The sequence below is a fragment of the Rathayibacter sp. AY1A4 genome, assembly GCF_002930955.1.
Classification (GTDB): Bacteria; Actinomycetota; Actinomycetes; order Actinomycetales; family Microbacteriaceae; genus Rathayibacter.
The window spans coordinates 87,654-112,349 of the sequence record NZ_PSTN01000005.1; the positions used below are offsets into that span (position 1 = coordinate 87,654).

A 24,696-nucleotide genomic window follows, 5' to 3' on the forward strand; every position below is an offset into this window, starting at 1 on the left:
CATAACGGAACGATCACGACGGATCCGGCACGGATGCTCCGACCGCTCGCGCCCGCGCGGTGCCAGGATGGGGCGCAACCGGGAAGGAGCTCCTCATGACCGCACCCACCCCCACCGGGCCCGTCCTCGTCGGCATCGTCGACGGCCAGCGACCCGAGGTCCTGCGCACCGCCGCCCGCGTCGCCGCCGACGCCGGAGCCGCCCTGCTGCTCGTGTCGGTCTCGGCCGATCCGTACCTCGTCGGCGAGTACGTCGATCCGATGACAGGCGGCATCCCGCTCGGCTTCGTCGGCGCCGCGGCCGACCGCGGCGAGGGCCCGTCCCTCCCGCCCGGGCTCCGCGAGACGGTCGAGCACGAGCTGGACGGCAGCTCTGTGCAGTGGTCGCTGCGCGCGGCGCGGGGCGAGCCGGCCCTGGCGCTCGCCGAGGTCGCCGAGGAGGTCGACGCGCGGATGATCGTGGTCGGCACCCGCGACGCGGGCGTGCTCGCGAGCATCGCCGAGTTCCTGAGCGGGAGCGTCGCCGCCCATCTCGCGCACCGCCAGCACCGCCCCGTGCTCGTCGTCCCGCGCGCCGACCGCGACCCGTCGCGCCCGGCGCCCTGGGACCTCGCGGAGTGACGCGACCCCTCCACCTGCGCCCCGCCGCGATCCTCCTCGTCGCGGCGGGCGGTGCTGTCGGCACGGTGGCTCGCGCCGCGATCGGCGCCGCACTGCCCCCGCTGGGCGTCGTGCCGGTCGCGACGCTCGCCGTGAACCTGCCGGGCGCGTTCCTCCTGGGCCTCCTGCTCGAGGCGCTGGCGCGGCGCGGGCCGGACGAGGGCGGGCGCCGCACCCTCCGCCTCCTGCTCGGCACCGGCGTGCTGGGCGGATTCACGACCTACAGCACCTTCTCGCTCGACACGGTCGCGCTGCTCGAGGGCGGCCACGTCGTGGAGTACCTGCTCTACACCGGCGGCACGCTCGTGCTGGGCGTGCTCGCCGCGGCGCTGGGCATCGCGGTCGCGGGGCAGCGGAGGGCGGCGGCGTGACGCCCGGCCTGCTGCTCGCGGTCGCTCTCGCGGGCGGAGTCGGAGCGGCCGCACGGCTCGTCGTCGACGGGGTCGCGCGGTCGCTCGTGCCGGCGCGCTGGCCGGTCGGCACCGCGCTGATCAACGTGAGCGGGTCGCTGCTGCTCGGAGTCGTCACCGGGCTCGTGCTGGCCGGTGTCCTCGACCCGGTGTGGCGGGCCGTGCTCGGGACGGGCGTGCTCGGCGGCTTCACCACGTTCAGCACGGCGAGCGTCGAGACCGCGCGGCTCTTGCTCGACCGGCGCTGGGCGGCCGGCCTGGGGTACGGCGTCGGCACGGCGGCGCTCGCCGTCGCGGCGGCGGCCGCGGGCCTCGCCCTGACGGGCGTCCGGCTGTCCTGAGCGGCGTGGCGGGCGCTCCGGAGCGGCGTGCGGCTCTGCTCCTCACCGCCCTTCCCGGAGCCCACCCCACGCCCCTCCGCGCCGCCTCGTCGACCCCGCCCCGTCACTCCTGATCCCCCCGCTCACGGGGCAGGCGCCCGCCGCCGCCCCGAGCTGACGCGGATCTCCGCGCGACGACCCCCGGTCGAGGGACGCCTCGACCTCCGGAGCATGGGTGAAGATGGGCGGATGACATCCGCGGGGGTCGTTCCGGAGCTCAGGCTGGCCGTCGTCGACGACCAGCCCCTCTACCGGCACATGCTGTCGTCGCTGCTGCGCGCGGCGCCGGGCGTGTGGAGCGTCGTGGAGGCCGGATCCGCCACGGAGGCGCGGTCGGTGCTGCGGCCCGCGGAGCTCGACGTGGCGATCCTCGACATCGAGCTCGGCGACGGGGACGGCATCGAGCTCGGGCGCCGGCTGCGGTCCACCGCGCCCGGGCTGGGCATCGTCCTGCTCTCGGCCGTCGACGCGATGCACCGCTTCCTCCGCCTCGACCGCGCCGAGGCCCGCGGCTGGAGCTACCTCTCGAAGACCTCCTCCCTCTCCGCCCCCGCGCTGCTCGCCTCCGTCCGCGCGACGGCGGACGGCCGCACCGTGCTCGACCCGGCGCTGGTCGCCGCCCGCGCGGCCCGCCGCGACGCCCCGGTCGCCGCACTGAGCCCGCGCCAGTACGAGGTGCTCTCCGGCCTCGCATCGGGGCTGACCAACGCCGCGATCGGCGAGCGCCTCGGCATCGCGGTCCGCTCGGTCGACAACCACGTCAACGCCGTCTACGCGGCCCTCGGCGTCCGCTCGGACGGCGAGCGCAACCCGAGGGTCGACGCGACGCTCCTCTTCCTCGAGCACACCGGATGAGCGCCGGCCCGCGCGACGCGCGCGAGGACAACCGCATCGTCCTCGGAGCGATGGCCCTCCTGGGCGGCGTGCTCTCGCTGCTGGCCGCGCTCCAGGCCGTCTTCGCGCTCGGGATGCTGTCGCGGACGCTGCGGGGCGTCGATCCGGGGCCGCTGCTCGACGTGACGACGCGCGTCCTGGTCAACGTGGCGACGATCGGGCTCGCGATCGCCCTGGTCGCGGTGCTGCGTCCCGAGCGCTCGACCGGCGGCGCCCGCGTGGCCCGGACGGCGGTCATCTCCCTGGGGATGGGACTCGTCCGCTGCTGCCTCCAGGTGCTGACCGGCGTCTACCCGCTCTCGGCCCTCCCCGCTCTCGCGGTCGAGCTGGTCGTCGGATCCACGGTGATCGCGCTGATCACCGCCTACGGCTACCTGCTCGTGCGCGCGGCACGGCGCGTGCGCGAGAAGGAGCGGGAGCACGCCCGGGCCTCCGTGCAGGCGCTCGAGGCGGTGCAGGCCCTGCAGCGGGAGGAGCTGCGGGTGCGGCGCGACGTCGCGCAGAGCCTGCACGGCGGCCTCCAGAACGGACTCGTGGTGCTGACCGCCGAGCTGCACGCGGTCGCGAGGACATCCGACGAGGCGGCCTCGGAGCGGCTGCTCGCCATCGCCGCCCGGCTCGACCGGCTCCGCGAGGACGAGGTGCGCGCGGTCGGCCACGCCCTCTACCCGGTCGAGATCGACCACGGCCTGGTGCCCGCCGTCCGCGACCTCGTCGCGCGCCTCCCTCCCGAGATCGCCGTCGACCTCGACCTCGGCCGCATCCCGGCGCTCGCCGCCGAGGGTGCCGAGCCGCCGCTCGACCAGCGGATGCTCCTGGTCCGGTTCCTGGAGGAGGCGGTCACCAACGCGCTGAAGCACGGCGGCGCCTCCTCGCTGCGGGTGCGCGGCGACGAGGAGGCGGGCGTCGTGGTGCTCACCCTCGACGACGACGGCCGCGGACTCGTCGAGGGGTCGACGCGCTCGGGGCTGGCGCGGCTGGAGCGGCAGCTCGCGGTCTACGGGGGCTCGTTGGAGCTCTCGGACTCGCCCGTGCTGGCGGGGGCGCGGCTGAGGGCGCGGCTCCCGCTGTCAGGCGCGGCGCCCGGCGGGGACGGCGGCGGGGCGGAGTAGCGGGACGGGCGCTCGCGCCGTCCCTCGCGTCGAGCACCGGCGGTCCGAGGGGCGGATTCACGCCGGATGGCGAGCCGTCTCCTCGTGCCCGCCCCTCACGCCGGGTAGACCAGCAGATCCTCCGGAGCGACGGTGAAGCCTGCCTCGCGGCCGGGCGCGAGGTCGAGGCGCGCCGCGTCGGCCGCCGGGACGTCGGCGGTCAGGAGCGCGCTGCGCACCCGCACCGCGTCTCCCCGCTGCTCCACATCGGTGATCGCGGCGCGGAGGCCTCCCTCTCCGACGGAGACGGCGGAGGGGCGGACCGCGGCGAGCACCGCGGCGCCGACCGCGACCGGCTCGGCCGCGACTCCGGACAGCTCGTGCCCGTCGGCGGTGCGCAGACCCGTCGCGGTGCGGACGCCCTCGAGCAGCTCGAGCCCGGCGAGCTCGGCGGTGAATGCGGTGCGCGGGCGCGTGAGGACGCGGGCGGTCGGCCCCTCCTCGACCACCCGGCCGCCGTGCAGCACCAGAACCCGGTCGGCGAGGGTCCAGGCGTCGAGCACGTCGTGGGTGACCACGATCGCCGAGCGGTCGGCGAGCACCTCGCGGAGCATCCGGCGGAGGACCGGGGCGGTCCGGGCGTCGACCGCGGCCAGCGGCTCGTCGAGCAGCAGAAGGCGCGGGTCGGTCGCGAGGGCCCGGGCGAGGGCGACCCGCTGAGCCTGGCCGCCGGAGAGGCTCCCCGGGCGCCGGTCGGCCAGGTCGGCCACGCCCGCGGCGGCCAGCTCGCGCTCGGCCCGCTCGCGGGACCGCGCCCGTCCGGTGCCGGCGCTGCGCGGACCGAACGCCGCGTTCTCGCGCACGCTGAGGTGCGGGAACAGCAGCGGGTCCTGCGCCAGCAGGGCGACGGGGCGGCGGTGCGGAGGAGTCCACCGGCGGTCGTCGAAGAGCAGCGCGCCGCCGGCGGTCGCCCGCCCGGAGTCGGCGCGGACCAGGCCGGCGATCAGCTCGAGCACGGTCGACTTGCCCGCGCCGTTGGGCCCGAGCAGCGCGATCGTCTCGCCCTCGGCCACGTCGATCCGCACGTCGATCCCGCGAGCCGCGAGCCGCGCCTCCAGCAGCAGGCTCACCGCGGCACCCCCCGGGCGGAGCGCCCGTGCGCGAGACCGATCACGAGCACTGCGACCACCACGAGCACCAGCGCGAGGGCGACCGCCGCGTCCGGATCGCTCTCGCGCTGCAGGTAGATCTCGAGCGGGAGGGTGCGCGTCGTGCCCTCGAGGCTGCCGGCGAAGGTCAGCGTCGCTCCGAACTCGCCGAGCGCCCGCGCGAACGAGAGGATCGCGCCCGAGGCGAGGCCCGGCAGGATCAGCGGCAGCGTGATCCGCCGGAGCACCGTACCGGGGGAGGCGCCGAGCGTCGCGGCGACCGACTCGTACCGCGCGCCGGCGCTGCGCAGGGCGCCCTCGAGCGTCAGCACCAGGAACGGCAGGGCCACGAAGGTCTGCGCGATCACGACGGCGGTGGTCGAGAACGCGATGCGGACGCCGAGGGCCTCCAGTGCGCCGCCGAGCAGGCCCATCCGCCCGAAGGTGAAGAGCAGCGCCAGCCCGCCGACCACCGGCGGGAGCACCAGCGGCAGCAGCACCAGCGAGCGGAGCAGGCGCTGGCCGGGGAAGGCCGTGCGGGCGAGCACGAGGGCCATCGGGGTGCCGAGCAGCAGGCACAGCAGAGTCGCGACGGCGGAGGTGCGCAGGCTCAGCAGGAGCGCGGCGACGGAGGAGTCGGAGGTGATCAGCGGCAGGAACTGCGGCCAGTCGACGCGGGCGAGGATCGCGGCGAGCGGGAGCAGCACCAGCAGGGCGCCGAGCGCGGCGACGGCCACGACCCAGCGCGGCAGGCCGGACCCGGTGCGCATCAGCCGCGGGCGAGCGGCGTCTCGACGATGACCGTGGTCGCCTTGACCACCGCCACCGCGGGAGACCCGGGCTCGAGCCCGAGCTCGCGGACCGCTTCGCTGCTCATCAGCGAGACCACGCGGTGCGGACCGCACTGCAGCTCGACCTGCGCCATCACGGTGTCCATCACGATGCCGGTGACGATTCCGACGAAGCGGTTGCGGGCCGAGCGCGCGACCGGGGACGGATCCTCCGGCAGCACGGCGTTCGCGCGGGCGAGCCGGGCGACCTCGAGGCCGTCGACGACGCGTCTCCCGGACGCGTCCTTCGCGCTCTCGAGCGTCCCGTTCTCGATCCAGCGCCGCAGCGTGTCGTCGCTCACGCCGAGCGCGGCGGCGGCGTCCCTGATCCGTATCTGCGGCATGGAGTCGATCCTACGTCCGCGGCTGAGCCTGTGCCGTGTCCCTCTCCTCTCCACGAGGCGCCGCCGCGGTGCGCCTCCTCCGGCGCGCCGCGTACCCGCACGGCATCTCGTGGAGAGGGAGGAGAGGAACGCGGAGGAACGGGCGCTGGGGATCCCGGGCCGCGCGCGCAACCCCCTGGAGGATCGGCGGGAGCACGACGCACGCTGAAGGGACGACGACACAGGAGGCGGCATGCGCGCGATGGTCTACCGGGGCCCCTACAAGGTCCGCGTGGAGGAGAAGGACCGGCCGAGGATCGAGCACCCGAACGACGCGATCGTCCGGGTGACCATGGCGGCGATCTGCGGATCCGACCTGCACCTCTACCACGGGCTGCTCCCGGACACCCGGATCGGCCACACCTTCGGCCACGAGTTCATCGGCGTGGTCGACGAGGTCGGCTCGTCGGTGGAGAACCTCAGCGTCGGCGACACGGTGATGGTCCCCTTCACCATCTACTGCGGCTCCTGCTGGTTCTGCTCCCGCGGCCTCTACTCCAACTGCCACAACGTGAATCCGAACGCCACCGCGATCGGCGGCATCTACGGCTACTCGCACTCGGCGGGCGGCTACGACGGCGGGCAGGCGGAGTACGTGCGCGTCCCGTTCGCCGACGTGGGCCCGACGAAGATCCCCGAGTGGCTGCCGCACGAGGACGCCCTGATGCTCACCGACGCCTTCTCGACCGGCTACTTCGGCGCGCAGCTCGGCGACATCGTCGAGGGCGACACAGTCGTGGTGCTCGGAGCCGGACCGGTCGGCCTGGCCGCCGCGCGGTCCGCCTGGCTGATGGGCGCCGGCCGCGTCATCGTCGTCGACCAGATCGACTACCGCCTCGCCAAGGCCCGCGAGTTCGCCTTCGCGGAGACCATCGACTACACCGAGGAGGACGACCTCATCGTCACCCTCAAGAAGACCACCGGCGGGCTCGGCGCCGACGTCGTGATCGACGCGGTCGGCGCGGAGGCCGACGGGAACCTCCTCCAGCACGTCACCGGCGCCAAGCTCAAGCTGCAGGGCGGCTCGCCGATCGCGCTCAACTGGGCGATCGACGGCGTCCGCAAGGGCGGCACCGTCTCGGTGATGGGCGCCTACGGTCCGCTCGCGAGCGCCGTCAAGTTCGGCGACGCCGTCAACAAGGGCCTCACGCTGCGGATGAACCAGGCCCCCGTCACCCGGCAGTGGCCGCGCCTGTTCGAGCACATCCGTGCCGGGCACATCACGCCCAGCGACCTGATCACGCACCGCATCCCGCTCGAGCACATCGCCGAGGGGTACCACCTGTTCTCGTCCAAGCTCGACGGCTGCATCAAGACCGTCGTCGTCCCGTAGGAGGATCCCGTGCCGTACACCGCCGACCGCCCCGTCCGCGTGCCGACCGCCGAGGAGCTGCGTGCCCGCATCCCGGGCTGGGGCGCCGACCTCGATCCCGCCGACCGGCCCGCCTTCCCCCGCGAGCGCAGCGACCTCGTCTCGGGCGCGCACTGGGAGCGTCCGGAGAGGATGCGGACGCACGGCCGTCGCGAGAAGAGCATCGAGCACCTCGAGCTGCCCGCCGTCTTCGGCACGGCGCAGCCCCTCCACGGGGTCTCCGGCGCGATCCGCCGCTACGCCTACGACCGGTTCAGCGAGGGGCGCCACGCGCACTGGCTGCTGCTCGTGCTGGGCGACCGGGTGGAGTCGACCGGGGCGCACCTCCGCTCGCTGCTCACGACACGGCCGGACGATCCGATCACCGAGACCGGCGTGCTCGCCGAGGTGCACGCGCACCCGATCGCCTCGCGCCGCGGCCGGACCGACGTGCGCCACCAGATCCTCGACCCGCTGCTCGTCGGCGGTCCCTGGGCCCTCGCGGCCCTCGGCGCCGTGGCCGTCGCCCGCCGCCTCCTGCGCTGACGCCCGTTCCCCTCTCGCGAGAGGCCGCTCCGGTACGCCGCCGTCGGCGTGTCGCGGACCGGAGCGGCGTCTCGCGGAGGAGGACGGGGTTCAGCGGCTGCGGGGTGCGGCGCCCGCGGTCGGCGCGGTGCGGGTGTCGACGCTCGCCGTGAGTGCCGCGGAGTAGCCGGACGCCGGGCTGCCGGACATCGCCGCGAGCTGCAGGGCTCCGCCGTCGTCGCCGAAGACGGAGTCCGAGTCCAGGCCGACCCGGGCGAGGTTCGCGGCCGAGCCCGCGTACGCCTCGAGGGCGTAGACCGCGGTGCACGCCTCCTCCTGCAGGGCGACCTGCGAGGTCGCGATCGCGTTCGACGCGTCGGTGATCGAGTCCGCTCCCGGGTACACCTCGAAGTGGATGTGCGGCCAGCGGCCGGAGTAGCAGGCCGGGACGATCGAGGCGAAGGAGACGACGCCCGACGCGTCGGCGACCTGCACGCCGCGGAGGTACGTCTCGTCCTCGACGCCGCGGGAGTACATCGAGTAGTCCCCGTTCGCGTCGCAGTGCCAGACGTACACGGCGGCTCCGGCGAACGGCACGCCCCCGTTCGCCGCGTCGAGGATCGTCAGAGTGAGCGCCAGGGGGACCCCGTCGGCCGTCGCGCCGCCGCCGATGCTGGTGCGCAGGTCGCTGCGGACGATCCCGGAGCGCTCGAGGACGTCGACCCCGTTCGAGCCGTCGCCCGGGTAGGGGCCGGCCGTCTCGTCGGGGATCTCGCCGGCGACCGCGGTGCCGGTCCCGGCCGTGGCGGTCGCGGTGGGAGTCGCGGTGGCGGTCGCGGCGGCGGAGGAGGCGGATCCCGATCCTCCGGTGGCGCACGCCGCGAGCCCGAGGGTCGCCGCCCCCGCGCCGACCAGCGTCAGCACGCCGCGCCGCGAGAAGAGGGTCCCCACGTCGAACGGGAGGCCCTGGTCGACCACCTCCTCCTCGGGGCGGTCGAGGCGGCGGCCCTCGTAGGCCGGTCCGTCGGGCGTGCTGCGGGGCTCCGGGATGCGGGTCATGGTCGTGCTCCTCGTCGATCGTGGTGTCCGTCGCGAGCAACCCTGGCCGCCGGGGCTCTGCGCCTCCGATGACCGTCCTACGACCCTCCTATGACCGACCCGCTGACCGTCCTGCACCCCTCGTCCGACGCCGCGACGCTCCTCACGGCGCTCCGAACCCGGCCGCCGCGAGCACCGCGCGCCCGGCGTCGGAGGCGACGTACGCGACGAAGGCCGCCGCCGTGGCCGGGTCGCCCGCTCCGGTCAGCGCCGCGATCGGGTACGTGTTCACCGCCTCCGAGGCCTCGGCGAAGGGGATGCCGCTGACCGAGCCCGCGGCCCCGCGGACGTCGGTCGCGTAGACGAGCCCGGCGTCCGCTTCGCCCGAGGACACCTTGCCGAGCACGTCGGTGACCGACGACTCCTCGCTCACGGGGGCGATGTCGACCCCGGCGGCCTGCTCGACGGCGGCGGCAGCTGCTCCGCACGGCACCTGCGGCGCGCAGACGACGGTGGCGGTTCCGGGCCGGGCGAGGTCGGCGAGCGAGGCGACCTGCGCCGGGTTGCCGGGGGGCACGGCGATCTCGAGCGTGTTCGTGGCGATGTCGACCGGGTCCCCGTCGACGAGCCCGGCCTCGGCGACGGTGGACATCGTGCGCTCGTCGGCGGAGGCGAAGACGTCGGCCGGGGCGCCGTTGACGATCTGCGTCGCGAGGTCGGAGGAGCCGGCGAAGGAGAGCTCGACCTCGGCTCCGGGCTCGGCGGCCTCGAACCCCGTGGCGAGCTCGGTGAACGCGCCCTTCAGCGAGGCGGCGGCGAAGACCGTGAGGGAGCCGCCGACCGAGGACGTCGCGCCGTCGCTGGCCGCGTCGCCGGCGGGGGTCGACGGAGTGGAGCAGCCCGCGAGCAGGAGGAGCGCGGCAGCGGCCGGGACGAGGGGGAGCAGGCGACGATGCACGGGGACCTCCGGATCTGGAGTCCGCAGATGCGGCGGACAGCTGATCCTAGGACCTCAGGTGCGGAGGCGAGCTGGGAGGAGGGCCTCACGTGCGGCGGAGAGACGATCCGAGGATCGGACCGGCCGGGTGACGCACCTGCGCGAGGACCGACGGGCCGCGCGACGCACAGCGGCGGGCGGACCGCAGCCCTCCGGCTCCGGCCCGCCCGCCGCTCGTCGCGGCCGCCTCGACGGCGGTCCTCCGCTCAGCCCTGCGGCGGCGAGTAGAACTGGAGGTCGTTGCCCTCCGAGTCCTTGAAGGGGAGGATGCGGCCCCACTCGTGGTCGCTGATCTCGCCCTCGATCGACGCGCCCCGCGCCGTGAGGCGCTCCAGCTCGTCCTCGATCGAGCCCTCGGGCTGGAACGAGATGACCGCCCCGCCCTGCTCCGCGACCGTCGCCGACTCGCGGGCGTTCAGGCCGATCATCAGCCCGCCGGCGTCCAGCTCCGACCAGTCGTCCGAGGTGTCCTTGACCTCGAGGCCGAGCGTGTCGCGGTAGAACGCGACCGCCCGCTCCATGTCCGTGACGGGGACCCAGACCGTTGCGACTCCTGATGCCATGTCGTGCTCCTTCGCTCGATGATGCCGTTCCTCCGACGCTAGGTCGGGGACGCCCGGAGCGGGGGCCCTTGCGCCGACGCGCGGAGGCTGCTCTCGCGCGGGCGCCTCTCCGCCGAGACACCGCCCCCCGCCGGCGTCCCGGCGCGCAGCGGGACGTCTCGGCCCGGCCTCCGCGCGCGTGCGCCCCCCGCCTCAGCGCTCGGCGACGAAGCGGTGCACCACCGCGAGGTCCTCGTTGCCGAGGCCGGCGTCGACCAGGTCGCGGAACACGGTGCGGAGCGTGCCGAGCAGCGGAGCGGAGGTGCCCGTCGCCTCCGCCTCGTCGGCCGCGGCCCGCAGGTCCTTGTCCATGAAGGAGGCGACGCCGGTCGGCGTGTAGTCGCGGGCGACCAGGGCGGCGCGCTTGGTCTCGAGGACGCGGCTGCCCGCGTAGCCGCCCTCCAGCAGGGCGAGCAGCGTGTCGAGGTCGAGGCCGGAGCGCTCGGCGATGACGGCGGCCTCCGCGATCGCGGTCATGGTCGCGGCGACGACGAGCTGGTTGCAGGCCTTCGCCACCTCGCCGGCACCGAGCGGCCCGAGGCGGACGGCGGTCCCGCAGGCGGACAGCACGGGCAGCACCCGGGCGACGTCCTCCTCCGCCCCGCCGACCATGATCGAGAGGGTCCCCGCCTCGGCGCCCTCGGTGCCGCCGCTGACGGGGGCGTCGACGAGGCGGAGCCGCGGGTGGCGCCCCGCCAGCTCGCGCAGGCCGGAGGCGGACACGCTGGAGCAGACGACGAGCACGAGGTCCGACCCCGCGGCGAGCACTCCCTCTTCTCCCTCGAGCACCTCCTCGAGCTGCGGCAGGTCCGGCACCATCACGATCAGCACGTCCGAGGCGGCGGCGAGCGAGCGGGCGGAGTCGTGCCACTGCGCCTCGGGGACGGCGCGGCGGGCGCGGTCGGCGGAGCCGATGCGCGCGGTGATCCCGAGCGGGATGCCGGCGGCGACGAGGCGCCGGGCCATCGGGGCGCCCATGCTCCCGAGCCCGACGAAGCCGGTGCGCGCGGGCGGGAGGGCGGCGGTCGTGGTGTCCGGCATGCGCCCAGCATATCGAACACGGTTCACAGGAGTGAAGTAGGGTGGGCGCGGGCCGATCCGGGGGAGAGCCTCCCGCACCGTCCCGCGAAGGGACACCCGTGACCGATCGCCTCCGCGTCGTCATCGCCTCGCCGCTCAGCCCCGAGCTGATCGCCCGCGTCGTCGAGCTCGAGCCGCGCCTCGACGTCATCGCCGACCAGAGCCTCCTCCCTCCGATGCGCCACCCCGGCGACCACGGCGGAGACCCCTCCTTCCGGCGCACCCCGGAGCAGCAGCGCGCCTTCGACGAGCTGGTCGACTCCGCCGACGTGCTCTACGGCGTGCCGGACGAGACCCCCGCCGCCCTCGCGCGCACGGCGGCCGCGAATCCGCGCCTCCGCTGGGTGCAGACGATGCCCGCCGGCGGAGGCGCGCAGGTGCGGGCCGCGGGGCTCGACGACGCGCAGCTCGAGCGCATCGCGTTCTCGACCTCGGCGGGAGTCCACTCCGAGCCGCTCGCCGAGTTCGGGGTCTTCGGACTCCTGGCCGGCGCCAAGTCCCTCCCGCGCCTCCAGTCCCTCCAGCGCGAGCGCGTCTGGGGCGGCCGGTGGACGATGGGGCTGATCTCGGAGCAGACGGTCCTGATCGTGGGGCTCGGCACGATCGGGCGCGCGACGGCCCGCAAGCTCCAGCAGCTCGGCGCCCGCGTGATCGGCACGAGCCGCCACGAGACCGAGGTCGAGCACGTCGACGAGATCGTCGCCCCCGACGCGATCGCGGAGGTGGCGGGCCGGATCGACGGGGTCGTCGTCACGCTCCCCGGCACCGCCGCCACCGAGAAGCTGGTCGGCTCAGAGTTCTTCGCCGCACTGCGCCCCGGCGCCTCGTTCGTCAGCGTCGGCCGAGGGACGGTCGTCGACGAGGAGGCGCTGCTCGCCGCCCTCGACGACGGCCGCGTCGGCTTCGCCGCGCTCGACGTGGTGGCGGAGGAGCCGCTCGAGCAGAGCAGCCCGCTCTGGAGCCACCCGAGCGTCCTGATCAGCCCCCACACCGCGGCGCTGAACGTCGCGGAGGACCGCCTGATCGCCGAGCTCTTCGCGCGCAACGCCACCCGCTTCCTCGACGGGGAGCCCCTGATCAACCGAGTCGATACGGTGGAGTTCTACTGATCCCGCCCCCGGAAGAGGACGCCATGGCCCGCCCCGATGCGCCCCCGACGACGGTCGACTCCGACAGGGGCTCGGGCGCCCCGGCCGTGTCGCGCGCCATGCGGATCCTCGATCTCCTCGCCGACGCGGGCGGCCCGCGCACGCTGACGGACATCGCCCGCGAGCTCGGGATCGCCAAGTCGTCGACCTCGAACCTCTGCGCCGCGCTCGAGGAGGGCCGGCTGATCCGCCGTGTCGGCTCCGGCTTCCTCCTCGGCCGGCGCACCGTCGAGCTCGGCAGCCACTACCTCGCCGGCTTCGACCCGGTGCGCGAGTTCTACCGGCTCTGCGAGGAGTCGCCGGTGCTCTCGCGTCAGCTGGTGCAGATCGCGCTGCTCGACGGCACGCGGGTCCTCTACCTGGCGGTGCACGAGGGGCGGGAGCGGTTCGCGCTCTCCGCGAGCGTCGGCGACCGGTACCCCGCCTCCGCCACGGCCGTCGGAACGGCGCTCCTGGCCGAGCTCGACGACAGCGAGATCGCCGAGCGCTTCGCCGACGACCGCGACATCGTCGTCTTCACCGACCGGTCCACGTCCTCGACCCGCGAGTTGCTCCGCAAGGTCGCCGCCGCGCGCGTGCGCGGCTACGCGATCGACGACGGCGAGCTGCACCCCAGCGTCCTGGGCGTCGCCGTCGCGGTCCCGGCCGCCACCCGCTCCGATCTCTCGGTCGCGGTCGGCGTCTCGCTGGTCCGGCCGGTCGCCGACGATCAGGAGGAGGTCGTCGCGGCCCTCCGCGAGGCCGCCGCGGCGCTCGGCCGCCCGCCCCTCGTCGCCGGAGCACCCGCCTGACGCCCCGCCGTCCATTCTGTTGAATGCCGTTCACTGGGCTGTTACGCTCGGCCCATCCCGCCTCCGCGGGCCGGAGTGAGCGAGGCACCGTGGCGACCAGCAGAACGAGCAGCAGCACCGGCGTCGAGCCGAGGGGCGTCCGCTGATGCGCCTCGCGCGGATCCGGGCCGAGGACGGACCGGCCGTCGTCCTCCAGGTCGCGGGGGAGTGGCGCGAGATCGAGGACGCCTTCGCCGCGGAGCCGGTCGAGACGGGCCGCCGCTGGCCCGTCGAGGGCGCGCAGCTGCTGGCCCCGGTGGAGCCCCGCGTCATCCTCGGCATGGCGCACAACGGCTCCGCGGCCGACCGGCTGCTGCCGCCGCAGGCCTTCCACAAGACCGCGCACACGCTGGCCGGGCCCGGCGATCCGATCGTCCTCGACGAGGGCATCGGCCCGGTGGTCGTCGAGGGCGAGCTCGCCCTGGTCATCGGCCGCACCGCTCGGCACCTCACCGCCGAGAACGCGCTCGCGCACGTGCTCGGAGCGACGGTCGCGAACGACGTCACCGCTCCCGGGATGATCGCCGCCGACGGCCTCTTCCTCCAGGGCAAGAACGGCGACGGCTGGACGCCGCTCGGACCGTGGATCGAGACCGGAGTCGACGTCGACGCGGTCGGCATCACGGTGAGCGTCGACGGGGAGGTGCGGGCCGTCTCCTCGACCGAGCGCCTCGGCTGGCGCGCCGCCGAGATCCTGGTGCACCTCACCTCCCACCTCACTCTCCACCCGGGTGACGTCGTCCTCACCGGCTCGCCCGGCACGGCCGTCGAGGTCGGGCCCGGCCAGGAGGTCCTGATCGCCCTCGACGGGATCGGCGCGCTCGCGAGCCGCACTGTCGCGGGCCCTCCGCGCGCGGCGCCTCCGCAGCCCTGACATCCGCTCCGACCCTCTGGAGGAACCGTGCTCTTCGACCTGACCGACCGCGTGGCGCTCGTCACCGGATCCAGCCGCGGCATCGGCCGCGCCGTCGCCACCGGCCTCGCCGAGGCGGGCGCCACCGTCGTCCTGAACGGCCTCGACCCCGAGCGCCTCGAGGCCGCCCGCGCCGAGCTCGCGGAGCGGTTCCCCGGCACCGACGACCGCCCGCGGATCCACGCCCGCGCCTTCGACGTCACCGACGACGCGGCCGCCGAGGCGGGCGTCGCCTGGATCGAGGAGGCGGTGGGTCCGTTGCGCATCCTGGTCAACAACGCCGGCGTCCAGCACCGCGTGCCCCTGCTCGAGCTCGAGGTCGCCGACTGGGAGCGGGTGCTGCGCACGAACCTCACCAGCGCCTTCGTGGTCGGCCGGGCGGCGGCGAAGCGGATGATCCCGCGCGGCGCCGGGAAGATCGTCAACGTCGCCTCGGTGCAGGCCGATCTCGCGCGGCCGACGATCGCGCCCTACACCGCCTCGAAGGGCGGGATCCGCAACCTCACCCGCGCGATGACGGCGGAGTGGGCGCAGCACGGCATCCAGGTCAACGCGATCGCTCCGGGCTACATCCACACCGAGATGACGCAGGGCCTCGTCGACGACGAGGAGTTCAACGCCTGGATCCTCGGGCGCACGCCCGCCGCGCGCTGGGGCCGCGTCGAGGACCTGGTCGGCCCCGCCGTCTGGCTCGCCTCCGACGGCTCGGACTACGTCAACGGGCAGGTCGTCTTCATCGACGGCGGCATGACCGTCGTCGTCTGAGCCACCCCTCGACCCACCGAACGGAACCCGCATGACCGCGCTCGTCCCCGTCTCCACCACCCGCGTCGTCGTCCACGCCGCCGGCGACCTCCGCGTCGAGGAGGCGCCGCTCGCGCCGCGCGGCTCCGGCGAGGCCCTCGTCGCCGTCGCGTACGGCGGGATCTGCGGCTCCGATCTGCACTACTGGACGCACGGCGCCGCGGGCGAGTCGATCCTCCGCGAGCCGCTGACGCTCGGCCACGAGGTGGTCGGCACGGTCGTCGAGGCAGCGGCGGACGGCTCCGGACCCCCGGACGGCGCGGCCGTCGCCGTGCACCCCGCGACCGCGCGCGGCGAGTGGCCCGACGGGCGGCCGAACCTCGCGACCGAGGGCACCTACCTGGGCAGCGCCGCGCGGATGCCGCACACCCAGGGCGCATTCGCCCGCCACGCGGTGCTGCCGGCGCGCATGCTCCGCGAGCTGCCCGCCGGCCTCGGGCTCCGGGAGGCGGCGCTCGCGGAGCCGGCGAGCGTCGCCTGGCACGCGGTGTCGCGCGCGGGTGAAGTGTCGGGACGGCGCGCGCTGGTGATCGGCAGCGGCCCGATCGGGGCGCTGATCGTCGCCGTGCTGAAGCGGGCGGGGGCGGCCGAGATCGTCGCCGTCGACCTGGCCGAGGAGCCCCTCGCGATCGCCCGGGCGGTCGGAGCGACCCGGACGATCCGCGCGACCGACGCCGACGCGATCGCCGAGGTCGCGGCCGACGTCGTCTTCGAGTCCTCGGGCAGCCCGCGCGGCCTCGGTTCGGCCGTCCGGGGCGCCGCCCGCGGCGGCACCGTCGTGATGGTGGGACTCCTCCCCTCGGGCGAGCAGCCGGCCCTGATCTCGCTCGCGATCACCCGGGAGCTGCGCCTGATCGGCTCCTTCCGCTTCGTCGACGAGATCGACGAGGTGCTGGCGGCGCTCGCCGACGGGAGCCTCGCGGTGGCGCCGGTGGTCACGCAGGTGCTGCCGCTGGAGCGCGCCCTCGAGGCCTTCGAGCTCGCCCGCGACGCCTCGCGCTCGAGCAAGGTGCTGCTCGACTTCACCCCGTGACGGGCGCTCGAGGCGCCTCCGGAGGGTCGGGATCGCCCGAGCGTTCGGGGTTCCCTCGGACGGCGGCGCCGCCGGAGCACTACCGTTGCACCATGGCGTCCACCGATACCCCCGATTCCGCCCCCGAAGCCGACACCGCTTCCGAGAGCGCCCCCACGCTCACCTTCTCCGACCTCGGTCTCTCCGACCCGGTCCTCAAGGCCCTCAAGGAGGTCGGCTACGAGACGCCCTCGGCCATCCAGGCCGCGACGATCCCGTCCCTCCTCTCCGGCCGCGACGTCCTCGGCGTCGCCCAGACCGGCACCGGCAAGACCGCGGCGTTCGCGCTGCCGATCCTCTCGCGCCTCGACGTCTCGCAGAAGACGCCGCAGGCCCTCGTGCTGGCCCCGACCCGCGAGCTCGCGCTGCAGGTGTGCGAGGCGTTCGAGCGCTACGCGTCCGGCCTCCGCGGCGTCCACGTCCTCCCCGTCTACGGCGGCCAGGGCTACGGCACCCAGCTCTCCGCGCTCCGCCGCGGCGTCCACGTCGTCGTCGGCACGCCCGGCCGCATCATGGACCACCTCGAGAAGGGCACCCTCGACCTCTCGCAGCTGAAGTTCCTGGTTCTCGACGAGGCCGACGAGATGCTCAAGATGGGCTTCGCGGAGGACGTCGAGACGATCCTCGCCGACACCCCCGTCGAGAAGCAGATCGCGCTGTTCTCGGCGACGATGCCCGCGCAGATCCGCCGCATCTCCGGCAAGTACCTGAAGGAGCCGGAGGAGATCACGGTCAAGAACAAGACCACGACCTCCGTCAACACCACCCAGCGCTACCTGATGGTGTCGTACCCGCAGAAGGTCGACGCGCTCACCCGCATCCTCGAGGTCGAGAACTTCGAGGGCATGATCGTGTTCGTCCGCACGAAGAGCGAGACGGAGACGCTGGCCGAGAAGCTGCGCGCCCGCGGCTACACCGCGGCGGCGATCAGCGGAGACGTGGCCCAGGCCCAGCGCGAGCGCACCGTCGAGCAGCTGAAGTCCGGCAAGCTCGACATCCTCGTCGCGACCGACGTCGCCGCCCGCGGTCTCGACGTCGAGCGCATCAGCCACGTCGTCAACTACGACATCCCGATCGACACCGAGTCGTACGTCCACCGCATCGGCCGCACCGGTCGCGCGGGGCGCAGCGGAGCGGCGATCAGCTTCGTCACGCCGCGCGAGCGCCGCCTCCTCGCCGCCATCGAGAAGGCCACCCGCCAGCCGCTGACCGAGATGCGGATGCCGAGCGTCGAGGACGTCAACGTCACCCGCCTCTCGCGCTTCGACGACGCGATCACCGCGGCGCTCGCCGACACCGAGCGCCTGCAGCGCTTCCGCGACATCATCGGCCACTACGTCGAGCACCACGACGTGGTCGAGTCGGACGTCGCCGCCGCGCTGGCCATCGTCGCGCAGGGCGAGGAGCCGCTGCTGCTCTCGCCCGACGACCCCCGCTTCGCCCGTCGCGAGCGCGAGGACCGCGACTCCCGGCCCGACCGCGGCGACCGTCCCGAGCGCGGCGACCGCTTCGACCGCGGCGGCGACCGGGGCGAGCGTCCCGAGCGCCGTCAGCGCCCGGCGAACAGCAACCTCGCCTCGTACCGGATCGAGGTCGGCCGCCGCCAGCGCGTCGAGCCCCGCCAGATCGTGGGCGCGCTCGCGAACGAGGGCGGCCTCAACCGCGGCGACTTCGGGCACATCGACATCCGCCCGGACTTCTCGATCGTGGAGCTGCCGGCCGACCTGCCCCAGGACGTGCTCGACCGCCTCGCCGACACCCGCATCAGCGGCCAGCTGATCGAGCTGAAGCCGGACCGCCGTCCGAGCCGCGCCGGCGCCGACCGCGGCGCACGCCCCAGCGGCCCGAGCCGCTCGAGCGAGCGCCCGGAGCGCAAGCCGCGCTACTGACGCCTCCCGCCCCGGCGGACGGGCCTCCACGAGATGCCACTCCGGTACAGCGACACCCGCGTGTCGCGTACCGGGCTGGCGTTTCGCATCCGTCCGGGGGCGGCCTCAGCGGCGCAGGACGCGCCGGGCCAGCACGTTGCCGAGCAGCTGCACCAGCTGCACGATCACGATGATCACGAGCACCGCGGCCCAGGTGACGACCGGCTCGAACTGCCGGTAGCCGTACTGGATCGCGAAGTTGCCGAGCCCGCCGGCGCCGATGTATCCGGCGACCGCCGACATGTCGATCACGGCGACGAACACGAACGTGTAGCCGAGGATCAGCGGACCGAGCGCCTCCGGCAGCAGCACCGTGCGGACGATCCGGAACCGGCTCGCTCCGACCGACCGCGCCGCCTCGATCACGCCGGGCTGCACGGTCAGCAGGTTCTGCTCCACGATCCGCCCGATGCCGAAGGCGGCGCCGAGCGAGAGGGTGAAGACGATGGCGTCCGTGCCGATGCCGGAGCCGACCACCAGCCGGGCCAGCGGCTGGGCCGCGGCGATGAAGATGATGAACGGGATCGGCCGGAACACGTTCACGATCACGTTGAGCAGTCCGTGGACCACCCGGTTCGCGTAGAGGGCGCCGCCGCGGGTGAGCGCGAGGCCCAGTCCGATCAGCAGTCCGCCGAGCCCGCCGAAGAGGAGGCTCAGCGCGACGATGTAGAGCGTCTCGCCGGTCGCCTGGACGAGCTTGGGCAGGAGCGGGATCAGCTCGTTCATCGGGGCACCTCCGTGAGGGCGACGCGTTCGCCGAGGCGGGCGAGGAGGGGGTCGACGACGCCGTCCGGCGCGTCGAGGGCGACCGTGAGGTGGCCGAAGGCCCGCCCGCGGACGTCGGTGATGCCGCCGTAGACGAGCTCGAGCGGCACACCGGCGGCCGCGACCTCGGCGAAGACGTCGCCCTGGGAGGCGGAGTCGTCCGAGAACGAGAGCGTGACCAGCCGGCCGCGGTGGCGCGCGCGCAGCACGGCCGCCTCCGCGGGCGAGGGCACCGAGCGGACGACCGTGGAGACGAAGCGGCGGGTGACCGGCTCGCGCGGGGCCGAGAACACGTCGAAGACGGGCCCGCGCTCCACGATGCGGCCCGACTCCATCACCGCGACCTTCGTCGCGAGCTGCTGGACCACGTCCATCTCGTGGGTGATCACGACGATGGTGACGCCCAGCTCCTCGTTGATGCGGCGGAGGAGGGCGAGCACCTCGCCGGTGGTGTCCGGGTCGAGCGCGCTGGTGGCCTCGTCGGCCAGCAGGATGCGCGGGGAGGCGGCGAGGGCGCGGGCGATGCCGACGCGCTGCTTCTGCCCGCCCGAGAGCTGCTCCGGGTGGCTGCGCGCCTTGTCGCTCAGACCGACGAAGCGGAGCATCTCGTCGACGCGGGCGCGCTGCTCCGCCCGCGGGACGCCCGCGACCTGCAGCGGGTAGGCGACGTTCTGCCCCACGGTCTTCGAGCCGAACAGGTTGAACTGCTGGAAGATCATCCCGATGCCCAGGCGCAGCCGGCGCAGCTCGCGCTCGGGCAGGCCCACGGTCTCGCGGCCGTCGATCTCGATGCTGCCGCTGGTCGCGGGCTCGAGGGCGTTGACGAGGCGCGCGAGCGTGCTCTTGCCGGCGCCGGAGTAGCCGATCACGCCGTAGACGTCGCCCGCCTCGATCTCGAGGCTCACGCCGTCGACGGCCGCGGTCGGGGCGGCGCCGCGCCCTGCGCCGGGGTACACCTTGCGCACGTCGGTCATGCGGATGAGCGGCACAGGGCGCCCTTTCTGTTGCGGGGGAGGCGCGGGACCGCGCCGGTGGGGAGCTCCGCGAGCGGAGGACCCGACCGGCGCGGTGCCGCGGGTGCCGGAGTCAGGAGGCGGCGGAGATGTCGGTCTCGGCGGACTCGAGCGAGGTCTCCAGCTCGGAGGCGGGGGTCTTCAGGAAGACCGCGGTGCCGCCGGACTGCTCCGAGACGCCGTCGAGCACGTCCTGGCTGTCCTGGTAGATCGAGACGAGCTTCGTGTAGGTCTCGTTCTCGGCGTCGTCGGCCCGGGCGGCGAAGATGTTCGTGTAGAGCAGGGAGGCGGGGTCGCTCGGGTCGTCCTGGGCGATCGCGTCCGAGGCCTTGAGGCCCGCGTTCTCGATGAAGTCGTTGTTGATGATCGCGGCGGCCACGTCCGGGAGCGACGTCGGGGTGAGGGAGGCCTCCAGCGCGGTGACCTCCACCTTCGAGGAGGACTCGACGTCGTCGACGTTCGAGAGCACTCCGCCGCCGTCCTTCAGCTCGACGAGCCCGGCCGACTGCAGCACCAGCAGCGCGCGCGCCTGATTGGTCTCGTCGTTGGGGATCGCGACGGTGGAGCCGGCGGGGATGTCCGCGACGTCGTCGTACTGCGAGGAGTAGAGGCCGAGCGGGTAGATCGCGGTCGCGCCGATCGGCACGAGGTCGGCGTCGGCCGAGGTGTTGTACTGCGCCAGGTAGGCGATGTGCTGGAACTGGTTGAGGTCGATCTCGCCCTCGGTGAGGGCGGGGTTGGGCTGGTTGTAGTCGCTGAAGTCGACGATCTCGACGTCGATCCCGGCGTCGGCGGCGGCCTTCTCGTAGGTGGCCCAGTAGGGGTCGCTCGCGCCGACCACGCCGATGCGGACGGTGTCGTCGCCGCCGCCCGCGCCGGAGCAGCCGGCGAGGAGGAGGGCGGCGGAGGCGGCGATCGCGGAGGTCGCGAGGAGTCGGGTGCGCAGGGTCATGGCTGTGGGGATCCTTCCGTGGAGAGGATCCGGGCACTCGGCGCCGACCGGGCGGTGCTGGTCACCGCCGGCGCTGCGACCGGCCTCCGGTCGCTCGGCGCCGCGACTGCGCGGATCCCGGGGATCACCTTACGAAGGCGGTCGGACCCGCGCGGAACCCGCGCGTAACACGGCGACTCGGAGGCAGAGGAGGCGCGCGCTCACCGCGGGATCGCGCTGTGACGGCTGCTCAGCGCCTGACCGCGCCGCGCCGGGCGCTCAGCTCGCGAGCGCGCCGTCCTCGCCCGCCGACGCCTCGTGCTTGGCGATCCGCTTCGCGATCGCGTCGCGCTCGGCCCGGAGCGACGCGATGGTCGGCTTGTCCAGGCGGGGGTCGGCCAGGTCGGCGAAGGGGCTCGCGGCGCCGGTGCGCGCGGACACGAGCGCTGCGTACGCCTTCGTCGCGGCGCGGAGCTCGGCTCCCGCCCGTTCGACCTTCCGCGGCTTCGACTCCTTGTCCGAGACGAGTCGGGCGTGCTTGTCGAGGGCGTCTACCAGCGCGCGATGCGCGGCGTCAATCTTCTTGCTCATAGGCGCATTATGGCGCAGGATCGGCGCACGGCGCCGAACGCGTCCCGCACCAGCCCTCCGTGCCCCTTCGCGAGAGGCCGCTCGGGTACGCGACACGCAGGGGAGGCGTACCGGAGCGGCCTCTCGCGGGGAGGGGACGGGCGGGTCAGCGGGCGACCGGCGTGGAGACGGACGACGCGCCGGCGCTGGTGGCCACCGCGTCGAGGACTCGCTGCACGTCGAGGGCGTCGGCGAAGGTGGGCGTGACCGCCGTGCCGCCGGCGATCGCCTCGACGAGGTCGACGACCTGGTGCGTGAAGAGGTGCTCGTAGCCGATGCCGTGCCCGGTCGGCCACCACGCCGCCATGTACGGGTGCGCCGGCTCGGTGACCTGGATGCGCCGGAAGCCCTGCGCCTCCTCGGGGTCGCGGGCGTCGTAGTACTCGAGCTCGTTCATCCGCTCGAAGTCGAACGCGATCGAGCCGAGCTCGCCGTTCACCTCGATCCGGTTGGCGTTGCGGCGGCCGGTCGCGACGCGGGTCGCCTCGAAGACGCCCAGGGCACCGCCCTCGAAGGAGGCGGTGAAGGCCGCGGCGTCGTCGACGGTCACCGCGCCGCGCGGGGCGTCGGCACCGGCGCGGCCGCCGAGGCCGACCTGCTCGCTGAGCACGGGGCGCTCGGTGGTGAAGGTGCGCAGCGTCGCCGAGACCGAGGTGATGCCGCGGCCGGTCAGCCACTGGGCGGTGTCGATGCTGTGCGCGCCGATGTCGCCGAGGGCGCCCGAGCCGGCGCGCTCCTTCTGCAGGCGCCAGGTCAGCGGCGCCTCGGAGTCGGACAGCCAGTCCTGCAGGTACTGGGCGCGCACGTGGCGGATGTCGCCGAGGCGGCCCTCCTCGATGAAGCGCTTCGCGAGGGCGAGGGCCGGGGTGCGACGGTAGCTGAAGCCGCACATCGCCACCTTCCCGGAGGCGGCGGCCGCGGCGACCATCCGCTCCGCCTCCTCGACGGAGTTGGCGAGTGGCTTCTCGCACAGCACGTGCTTGCCGGCCTCGAGGGCCGCGATGGCGATCTCGGCGTGGGTGTCGCCCGGGGTGCAGATGTCGACGAGGTCGATGTCGTCGCGGGCGATGACGGCCCGCCAGTCGGTGGAGGCCTCGCTCCAGCCCAGCCGCTCGGCGCGCTCCGCGGTCGAGTCGGGGTTGCTCCCCACGAGCACGGCGAGCTCGGGGCGGAGGGGGAGGGGGAAGAAGCGGGAGGCGGTGCGCCAGGCGTGCGAGTGGGTGCGGCCCATGAAGGCGGTCCCCACCATCGCGACGCGCAGGGCTCGGTCGTTCGACATCGTCGTCCTTTCGTCGGCCGTACGACCCTGCCACGGGTCGGGGCGCGGGCGCTACCGCGCTCGGCGAGGCCGCCCCCGGGGCGACGCGCCCGGGCTGCACGGACATGAGCGCGTTCATAGGGTTCGGAGAGCGCTCTATCACGGACGGAATGTCTCAAGCGCCGCCGTCAGATGTCGCGTAATCCCGCGGATCCCAGCCCTGACGCGGTAGCAGGAAGCCCTTGGCGCGACTGGGCGATCACTCGAACCGCCTTCGAATCGGTTCAGAACTTTTGCTTGACCCGCGACGTAAGTGGAAGTAGCTTCATCCGCATGGTCACCGCAGACCCCCGCAGCACTGCTGCACAGCCTCTTCCCCGCACCTCCGACGAGTCTCAGCAGCTGCTTCTGCAGATGCGCGGCATCGTGAAGGTCTTCCCCGGCGCCCGTGCTCTCGACGGCGTCGACCTCGATGTCCGACCCGGTGAGGTGCACTGCCTCCTCGGCCAGAACGGCGCCGGCAAGTCCACCCTCATCAAGACCCTCGCCGGGGCCCACCAGCCCACCGAGGGCGAGATCCTCGTCGACGGGAACGTCGTCACGATCCCGTCCCCGACGGCGGCCCTCGCCCTGGGCATCGCGACGATGTACCAGGAGCTCGACGTCGTCGACGGCCTCTCCGTCGCCGAGAACATCTTCCTCGGCCACGAGCTCTCCCGCGGCGGCTTCACCGCCCGGGCGAAGGCCACGAGGATCACCCGCGAGCTGATGGAGCGCCTCGGCCACTCCGAGATCTCGCCGAACCGCGAGGTCGGCACGCTCTCCGCCGCCGGCAAGCAGATCGTGCAGATGGCCCGCGCCCTCTCGCACGACGCGCGGGTCATCATCATGGACGAGCCCTCCGCGGTGCTCGACTCCGAGGAGGTGGAGAACCTCTTCCACGTGGTGCGCCAGCTCACCGCCTCCGGCGTCGCCATCGTCTACATCTCGCACCGCCTCGACGAGATCCGCGCCATCGGCGACCGGATCACCGTGATCAAGGACGGCGCCACCGTCGCGCAGAACCTCGCGGTCGCCGACACCCCCACCTCGAAGCTCATCACCCTGATGACCGGCCGCGCCGTCGAGTACGTCTTCCCGGACCGCCAGGAGCTCGACGTCGAGGCCGAGACGCTGCTGAAGGTCGAGAAGCTGGGCCTGCAGGGCTCCTTCTCGGACGTCTCCCTCGAGATCCGCGCCGGCGAGGTCGTCGGCCTCGCGGGGCTGGTCGGCTCCGGCCGCTCCGAGATCCTCGAGACCATCTACGGGGCGCGCCGCGCCAGCACCGGGACGGTCAGCGTGGCGGGCAAGCGCCTGCGCGCCGGCTCCGTCACCTCGGCGGTCGACGCCGGCATCGGCCTCTGCCCGGAGGAGCGCAAGAGCCAGGGCCTGCTCCTGGACGAGCCGGTCTACCGCAACATCACCCTCTCGACCTTCGACCGCTTCGCCAAGCGCGGCTTCCTCGACGAGCGCTCCGAGCGCGCGGCGGCGGCGGAGCAGGCGGTCTCCCTCGACCTGCGGCCCTCCGGGGTCGACCGCGACGCCCGCACCCTCTCCGGAGGCAACCAGCAGAAGGCGCTCCTCGCCCGCTGGCTCGTGCGCGGCTGCCGCGTCCTGCTGCTCGACGAGCCGACCCGCGGGGTCGACGTCGGCGCACGGGCCGAGATCTACACCCTGATCAGGGACCTCGCGACCAACGGCGCCGCCGTGCTCGTGGTCTCCAGCGAGATCGGCGAGGTCCTCGGACTCTCCGACCGAGTGCTCGTGATCTCCGACGGCGCCGTGGTCCACGAGGGCCCGGCCGATTCGATCGACGAGCACCGCGTGCTCGATCTCGTCATGGAAGGAAGTGCAGCGTGAGCGGACAGCTCGACACCGCGTCGCCGTCGATCGGCGGTCCGCAGGAGGACGCCGCCCGTCACGCGTCGGCCGCGACGGGAGGCTCCTCCGGGGGCGTGCCCTCGAAGGACTCCCGCT

Annotated in this window: 26 protein-coding genes; 14 read left to right on the top strand and 12 right to left on the bottom strand. The window is 74.2% G+C overall.

Going from position 1 to position 24,696, the window contains the following annotated elements:
• The first annotated feature begins 95 nt into the window (after positions 1 to 95).
• From C5B92_RS17500 to C5B92_RS04870, 5 genes are all read left to right on the top strand, one after another.
• Positions 96 to 620: a universal stress protein gene (locus tag C5B92_RS17500; protein WP_104256705.1), complete on the top strand. Its 525-nt coding sequence runs from the start codon at positions 96 to 98 to the stop codon at positions 618 to 620.
• Complete coding sequence (locus C5B92_RS17505) at positions 617 to 1,030, top strand: CrcB family protein (protein WP_219814219.1); 414 nt, start codon at positions 617 to 619, stop codon at positions 1,028 to 1,030. Before C5B92_RS17500 ends, C5B92_RS17505 begins: the two co-directional genes overlap by 4 nt.
• Positions 1,027 to 1,410, top strand: a complete 384-nt coding sequence (locus tag C5B92_RS04860) for a CrcB family protein (RefSeq protein WP_104226584.1) — start codon at positions 1,027 to 1,029, stop codon at positions 1,408 to 1,410. Before C5B92_RS17505 ends, C5B92_RS04860 begins: the two co-directional genes overlap by 4 nt.
• Positions 1,411 to 1,638: 228 nt before the next feature.
• Positions 1,639 to 2,304, top strand: a complete 666-nt coding sequence (locus C5B92_RS04865; RefSeq protein ID WP_104255848.1) for a response regulator transcription factor — start codon at positions 1,639 to 1,641, stop codon at positions 2,302 to 2,304.
• Positions 2,301 to 3,455 (top strand): sensor histidine kinase, encoded by a 1,155-nt coding sequence (locus tag C5B92_RS04870; RefSeq protein ID WP_104255849.1) that lies wholly within the window; start codon positions 2,301 to 2,303, stop codon positions 3,453 to 3,455. The genes C5B92_RS04865 and C5B92_RS04870 overlap by 4 nt, the downstream gene beginning before the upstream one ends.
• A 95-nt stretch (positions 3,456 to 3,550) precedes the next feature.
• Here C5B92_RS04870 and C5B92_RS04875 read toward each other — a convergent pair whose 3' ends face one another.
• From C5B92_RS04875 to C5B92_RS04885, 3 genes are read right to left on the bottom strand one after another with little or no spacing between them, the layout of a single operon-like run.
• A complete protein-coding gene (locus C5B92_RS04875; protein ID WP_104255850.1) occupies positions 3,551 to 4,564 on the bottom strand; it encodes a sulfate/molybdate ABC transporter ATP-binding protein in 1,014 nt (337 codons plus the stop codon).
• Entirely contained in the window at positions 4,561 to 5,352 is a 792-nt protein-coding gene (locus tag C5B92_RS04880; RefSeq protein ID WP_104222446.1) for an ABC transporter permease, read from the bottom strand. Before C5B92_RS04880 ends, C5B92_RS04875 begins: the two co-directional genes overlap by 4 nt.
• Positions 5,352 to 5,756 carry a molybdopterin-binding protein gene (locus tag C5B92_RS04885; protein ID WP_104222447.1) on the bottom strand — a complete coding sequence of 135 codons (405 nt, stop codon included), beginning with the start codon at positions 5,754 to 5,756 and terminating at the stop codon, positions 5,352 to 5,354. The genes C5B92_RS04880 and C5B92_RS04885 overlap by 1 nt, the downstream gene beginning before the upstream one ends.
• 232 nt (positions 5,757 to 5,988) lie before the next feature.
• Here C5B92_RS04885 and C5B92_RS04890 point away from each other — a divergent pair, with 232 nt between their 5' ends.
• The gene (locus C5B92_RS04890) at positions 5,989 to 7,128 is read left to right on the top strand and encodes a zinc-dependent alcohol dehydrogenase (protein WP_104247669.1); all 1,140 of its coding nucleotides are present in this window, start codon (positions 5,989 to 5,991) and stop codon (positions 7,126 to 7,128) included.
• A 9-nt stretch (positions 7,129 to 7,137) separates the two neighbouring features.
• A complete protein-coding gene (locus C5B92_RS04895; RefSeq protein ID WP_104255851.1) occupies positions 7,138 to 7,692 on the top strand; it encodes a hypothetical protein in 555 nt (184 codons plus the stop codon).
• A 90-nt stretch (positions 7,693 to 7,782) separates the two neighbouring features.
• On the opposite strand, the gene C5B92_RS04900 is transcribed toward C5B92_RS04895, so the two are convergent.
• The 4 genes from C5B92_RS04900 to C5B92_RS04915 all read right to left on the bottom strand — a co-directional run bounded on the left by C5B92_RS04900 (position 7,783) and on the right by C5B92_RS04915 (position 11,349).
• Positions 7,783 to 8,730: an intradiol ring-cleavage dioxygenase gene (locus C5B92_RS04900; RefSeq protein WP_104255852.1), complete on the bottom strand. Its 948-nt coding sequence runs from the start codon at positions 8,728 to 8,730 to the stop codon at positions 7,783 to 7,785.
• 142 nt (positions 8,731 to 8,872) lie between these two features.
• Positions 8,873 to 9,667, bottom strand: coding sequence for a molybdate ABC transporter substrate-binding protein (gene modA / locus C5B92_RS04905; RefSeq protein WP_219814218.1), 795 nt, complete (start codon positions 9,665 to 9,667; stop codon positions 8,873 to 8,875).
• Positions 9,668 to 9,912: 245 nt separating this feature from the next.
• The gene (locus C5B92_RS04910) at positions 9,913 to 10,269 is read right to left on the bottom strand and encodes a VOC family protein (protein ID WP_104233520.1); all 357 of its coding nucleotides are present in this window, start codon (positions 10,267 to 10,269) and stop codon (positions 9,913 to 9,915) included.
• Between the two features lie 192 nt (positions 10,270 to 10,461).
• Positions 10,462 to 11,349, bottom strand: a complete 888-nt coding sequence (locus C5B92_RS04915) for an NAD(P)-dependent oxidoreductase (RefSeq protein ID WP_104255854.1) — start codon at positions 11,347 to 11,349, stop codon at positions 10,462 to 10,464.
• Positions 11,350 to 11,447: 98 nt separating this feature from the next.
• Between C5B92_RS04915 and C5B92_RS04920 the strand changes: the two genes are divergently transcribed.
• The 6 genes from C5B92_RS04920 to C5B92_RS04945 all read left to right on the top strand — a co-directional run bounded on the left by C5B92_RS04920 (position 11,448) and on the right by C5B92_RS04945 (position 18,044).
• Positions 11,448 to 12,497, top strand: a complete 1,050-nt coding sequence (locus tag C5B92_RS04920) for a D-2-hydroxyacid dehydrogenase (RefSeq protein ID WP_258061261.1) — start codon at positions 11,448 to 11,450, stop codon at positions 12,495 to 12,497.
• Between the two features lie 23 nt (positions 12,498 to 12,520).
• Entirely contained in the window at positions 12,521 to 13,327 is an 807-nt protein-coding gene (locus C5B92_RS04925) for an IclR family transcriptional regulator (RefSeq protein ID WP_104237937.1), read from the top strand.
• 145 nt (positions 13,328 to 13,472) lie between these two features.
• Positions 13,473 to 14,240 carry a fumarylacetoacetate hydrolase family protein gene (locus C5B92_RS04930; protein WP_104255856.1) on the top strand — a complete coding sequence of 256 codons (768 nt, stop codon included), beginning with the start codon at positions 13,473 to 13,475 and terminating at the stop codon, positions 14,238 to 14,240.
• A gap of 27 nt (positions 14,241 to 14,267) precedes the next feature.
• Positions 14,268 to 15,044 (top strand): SDR family oxidoreductase, encoded by a 777-nt coding sequence (locus C5B92_RS04935; RefSeq protein WP_104255857.1) that lies wholly within the window; start codon positions 14,268 to 14,270, stop codon positions 15,042 to 15,044.
• A 31-nt stretch (positions 15,045 to 15,075) separates the two neighbouring features.
• On the top strand, positions 15,076 to 16,116 hold the full coding sequence (locus C5B92_RS04940; RefSeq protein ID WP_104255858.1) for an L-idonate 5-dehydrogenase: 1,041 nt from the start codon (positions 15,076 to 15,078) through the stop codon (positions 16,114 to 16,116).
• A gap of 92 nt (positions 16,117 to 16,208) precedes the next feature.
• Positions 16,209 to 18,044 (top strand): DEAD/DEAH box helicase, encoded by a 1,836-nt coding sequence (locus C5B92_RS04945; RefSeq protein ID WP_104237941.1) that lies wholly within the window; start codon positions 16,209 to 16,211, stop codon positions 18,042 to 18,044.
• Positions 18,045 to 18,149: 105 nt separating this feature from the next.
• On the opposite strand, the gene C5B92_RS04950 is transcribed toward C5B92_RS04945, so the two are convergent.
• The 5 genes from C5B92_RS04950 to C5B92_RS04970 all read right to left on the bottom strand — a co-directional run bounded on the left by C5B92_RS04950 (position 18,150) and on the right by C5B92_RS04970 (position 22,701).
• Positions 18,150 to 18,809 (bottom strand): methionine ABC transporter permease, encoded by a 660-nt coding sequence (locus tag C5B92_RS04950; protein WP_104233527.1) that lies wholly within the window; start codon positions 18,807 to 18,809, stop codon positions 18,150 to 18,152.
• Positions 18,806 to 19,822: a methionine ABC transporter ATP-binding protein gene (locus C5B92_RS04955; protein WP_104237972.1), complete on the bottom strand. Its 1,017-nt coding sequence runs from the start codon at positions 19,820 to 19,822 to the stop codon at positions 18,806 to 18,808. Before C5B92_RS04955 ends, C5B92_RS04950 begins: the two co-directional genes overlap by 4 nt.
• Positions 19,823 to 19,934: 112 nt before the next feature.
• Complete coding sequence (locus tag C5B92_RS04960; RefSeq protein WP_104237943.1) at positions 19,935 to 20,813, bottom strand: MetQ/NlpA family ABC transporter substrate-binding protein; 879 nt, start codon at positions 20,811 to 20,813, stop codon at positions 19,935 to 19,937.
• A gap of 258 nt (positions 20,814 to 21,071) precedes the next feature.
• Complete coding sequence (locus tag C5B92_RS04965) at positions 21,072 to 21,383, bottom strand: hypothetical protein (protein WP_104233529.1); 312 nt, start codon at positions 21,381 to 21,383, stop codon at positions 21,072 to 21,074.
• 145 nt (positions 21,384 to 21,528) lie between these two features.
• Complete coding sequence (locus C5B92_RS04970; RefSeq protein ID WP_104226598.1) at positions 21,529 to 22,701, bottom strand: Gfo/Idh/MocA family protein; 1,173 nt, start codon at positions 22,699 to 22,701, stop codon at positions 21,529 to 21,531.
• A gap of 393 nt (positions 22,702 to 23,094) precedes the next feature.
• On the opposite strand from C5B92_RS04970, the gene C5B92_RS04975 reads away from it, so the two are divergent.
• Positions 23,095 to 24,579, top strand: coding sequence for a sugar ABC transporter ATP-binding protein (locus tag C5B92_RS04975; protein WP_208543410.1), 1,485 nt, complete (start codon positions 23,095 to 23,097; stop codon positions 24,577 to 24,579).
• The last annotated feature ends 117 nt before the right edge of the window (positions 24,580 to 24,696 follow it).

What these genes read in the sequence shown, in the direction of transcription:
- C5B92_RS04880 (WP_104222446.1), bottom strand. Translation starts at nt 5,352, where the DNA reads ATGCGCACCGGGTCCGGCCTGCCGCGCTGGGTCGTGGCCGTCGCCGCG.
- C5B92_RS04925 (WP_104237937.1), top strand. Translation starts at nt 12,521, where the DNA reads ATGGCCCGCCCCGATGCGCCCCCGACGACGGTCGACTCCGACAGGGGC.
- C5B92_RS17500 (WP_104256705.1), top strand. Translation starts at nt 96, where the DNA reads ATGACCGCACCCACCCCCACCGGGCCCGTCCTCGTCGGCATCGTCGAC.
- C5B92_RS04885 (WP_104222447.1), bottom strand. Translation starts at nt 5,756, where the DNA reads ATGCCGCAGATACGGATCAGGGACGCCGCCGCCGCGCTCGGCGTGAGC.
- C5B92_RS04955 (WP_104237972.1), bottom strand. Translation starts at nt 19,822, where the DNA reads ATGACCGACGTGCGCAAGGTGTACCCCGGCGCAGGGCGCGGCGCCGCC.
- C5B92_RS04970 (WP_104226598.1), bottom strand. Translation starts at nt 22,701, where the DNA reads ATGTCGAACGACCGAGCCCTGCGCGTCGCGATGGTGGGGACCGCCTTC.
- C5B92_RS04915 (WP_104255854.1), bottom strand. Translation starts at nt 11,349, where the DNA reads ATGCCGGACACCACGACCGCCGCCCTCCCGCCCGCGCGCACCGGCTTC.
- C5B92_RS04950 (WP_104233527.1), bottom strand. Translation starts at nt 18,809, where the DNA reads ATGAACGAGCTGATCCCGCTCCTGCCCAAGCTCGTCCAGGCGACCGGC.
- C5B92_RS04910 (WP_104233520.1), bottom strand. Translation starts at nt 10,269, where the DNA reads ATGGCATCAGGAGTCGCAACGGTCTGGGTCCCCGTCACGGACATGGAG.
- C5B92_RS04940 (WP_104255858.1), top strand. Translation starts at nt 15,076, where the DNA reads ATGACCGCGCTCGTCCCCGTCTCCACCACCCGCGTCGTCGTCCACGCC.
- C5B92_RS04865 (WP_104255848.1), top strand. Translation starts at nt 1,639, where the DNA reads ATGACATCCGCGGGGGTCGTTCCGGAGCTCAGGCTGGCCGTCGTCGAC.
- C5B92_RS04900 (WP_104255852.1), bottom strand. Translation starts at nt 8,730, where the DNA reads ATGACCCGCATCCCGGAGCCCCGCAGCACGCCCGACGGACCGGCCTAC.
- C5B92_RS04975 (WP_208543410.1), top strand. Translation starts at nt 23,095, where the DNA reads ATGCGCGGCATCGTGAAGGTCTTCCCCGGCGCCCGTGCTCTCGACGGC.
- C5B92_RS04870 (WP_104255849.1), top strand. Translation starts at nt 2,301, where the DNA reads ATGAGCGCCGGCCCGCGCGACGCGCGCGAGGACAACCGCATCGTCCTC.
- C5B92_RS04960 (WP_104237943.1), bottom strand. Translation starts at nt 20,813, where the DNA reads ATGACCCTGCGCACCCGACTCCTCGCGACCTCCGCGATCGCCGCCTCC.
- C5B92_RS04965 (WP_104233529.1), bottom strand. Translation starts at nt 21,383, where the DNA reads ATGAGCAAGAAGATTGACGCCGCGCATCGCGCGCTGGTAGACGCCCTC.
- C5B92_RS04890 (WP_104247669.1), top strand. Translation starts at nt 5,989, where the DNA reads ATGCGCGCGATGGTCTACCGGGGCCCCTACAAGGTCCGCGTGGAGGAG.
- C5B92_RS04930 (WP_104255856.1), top strand. Translation starts at nt 13,473, where the DNA reads ATGCGCCTCGCGCGGATCCGGGCCGAGGACGGACCGGCCGTCGTCCTC.
- C5B92_RS04945 (WP_104237941.1), top strand. Translation starts at nt 16,209, where the DNA reads ATGGCGTCCACCGATACCCCCGATTCCGCCCCCGAAGCCGACACCGCT.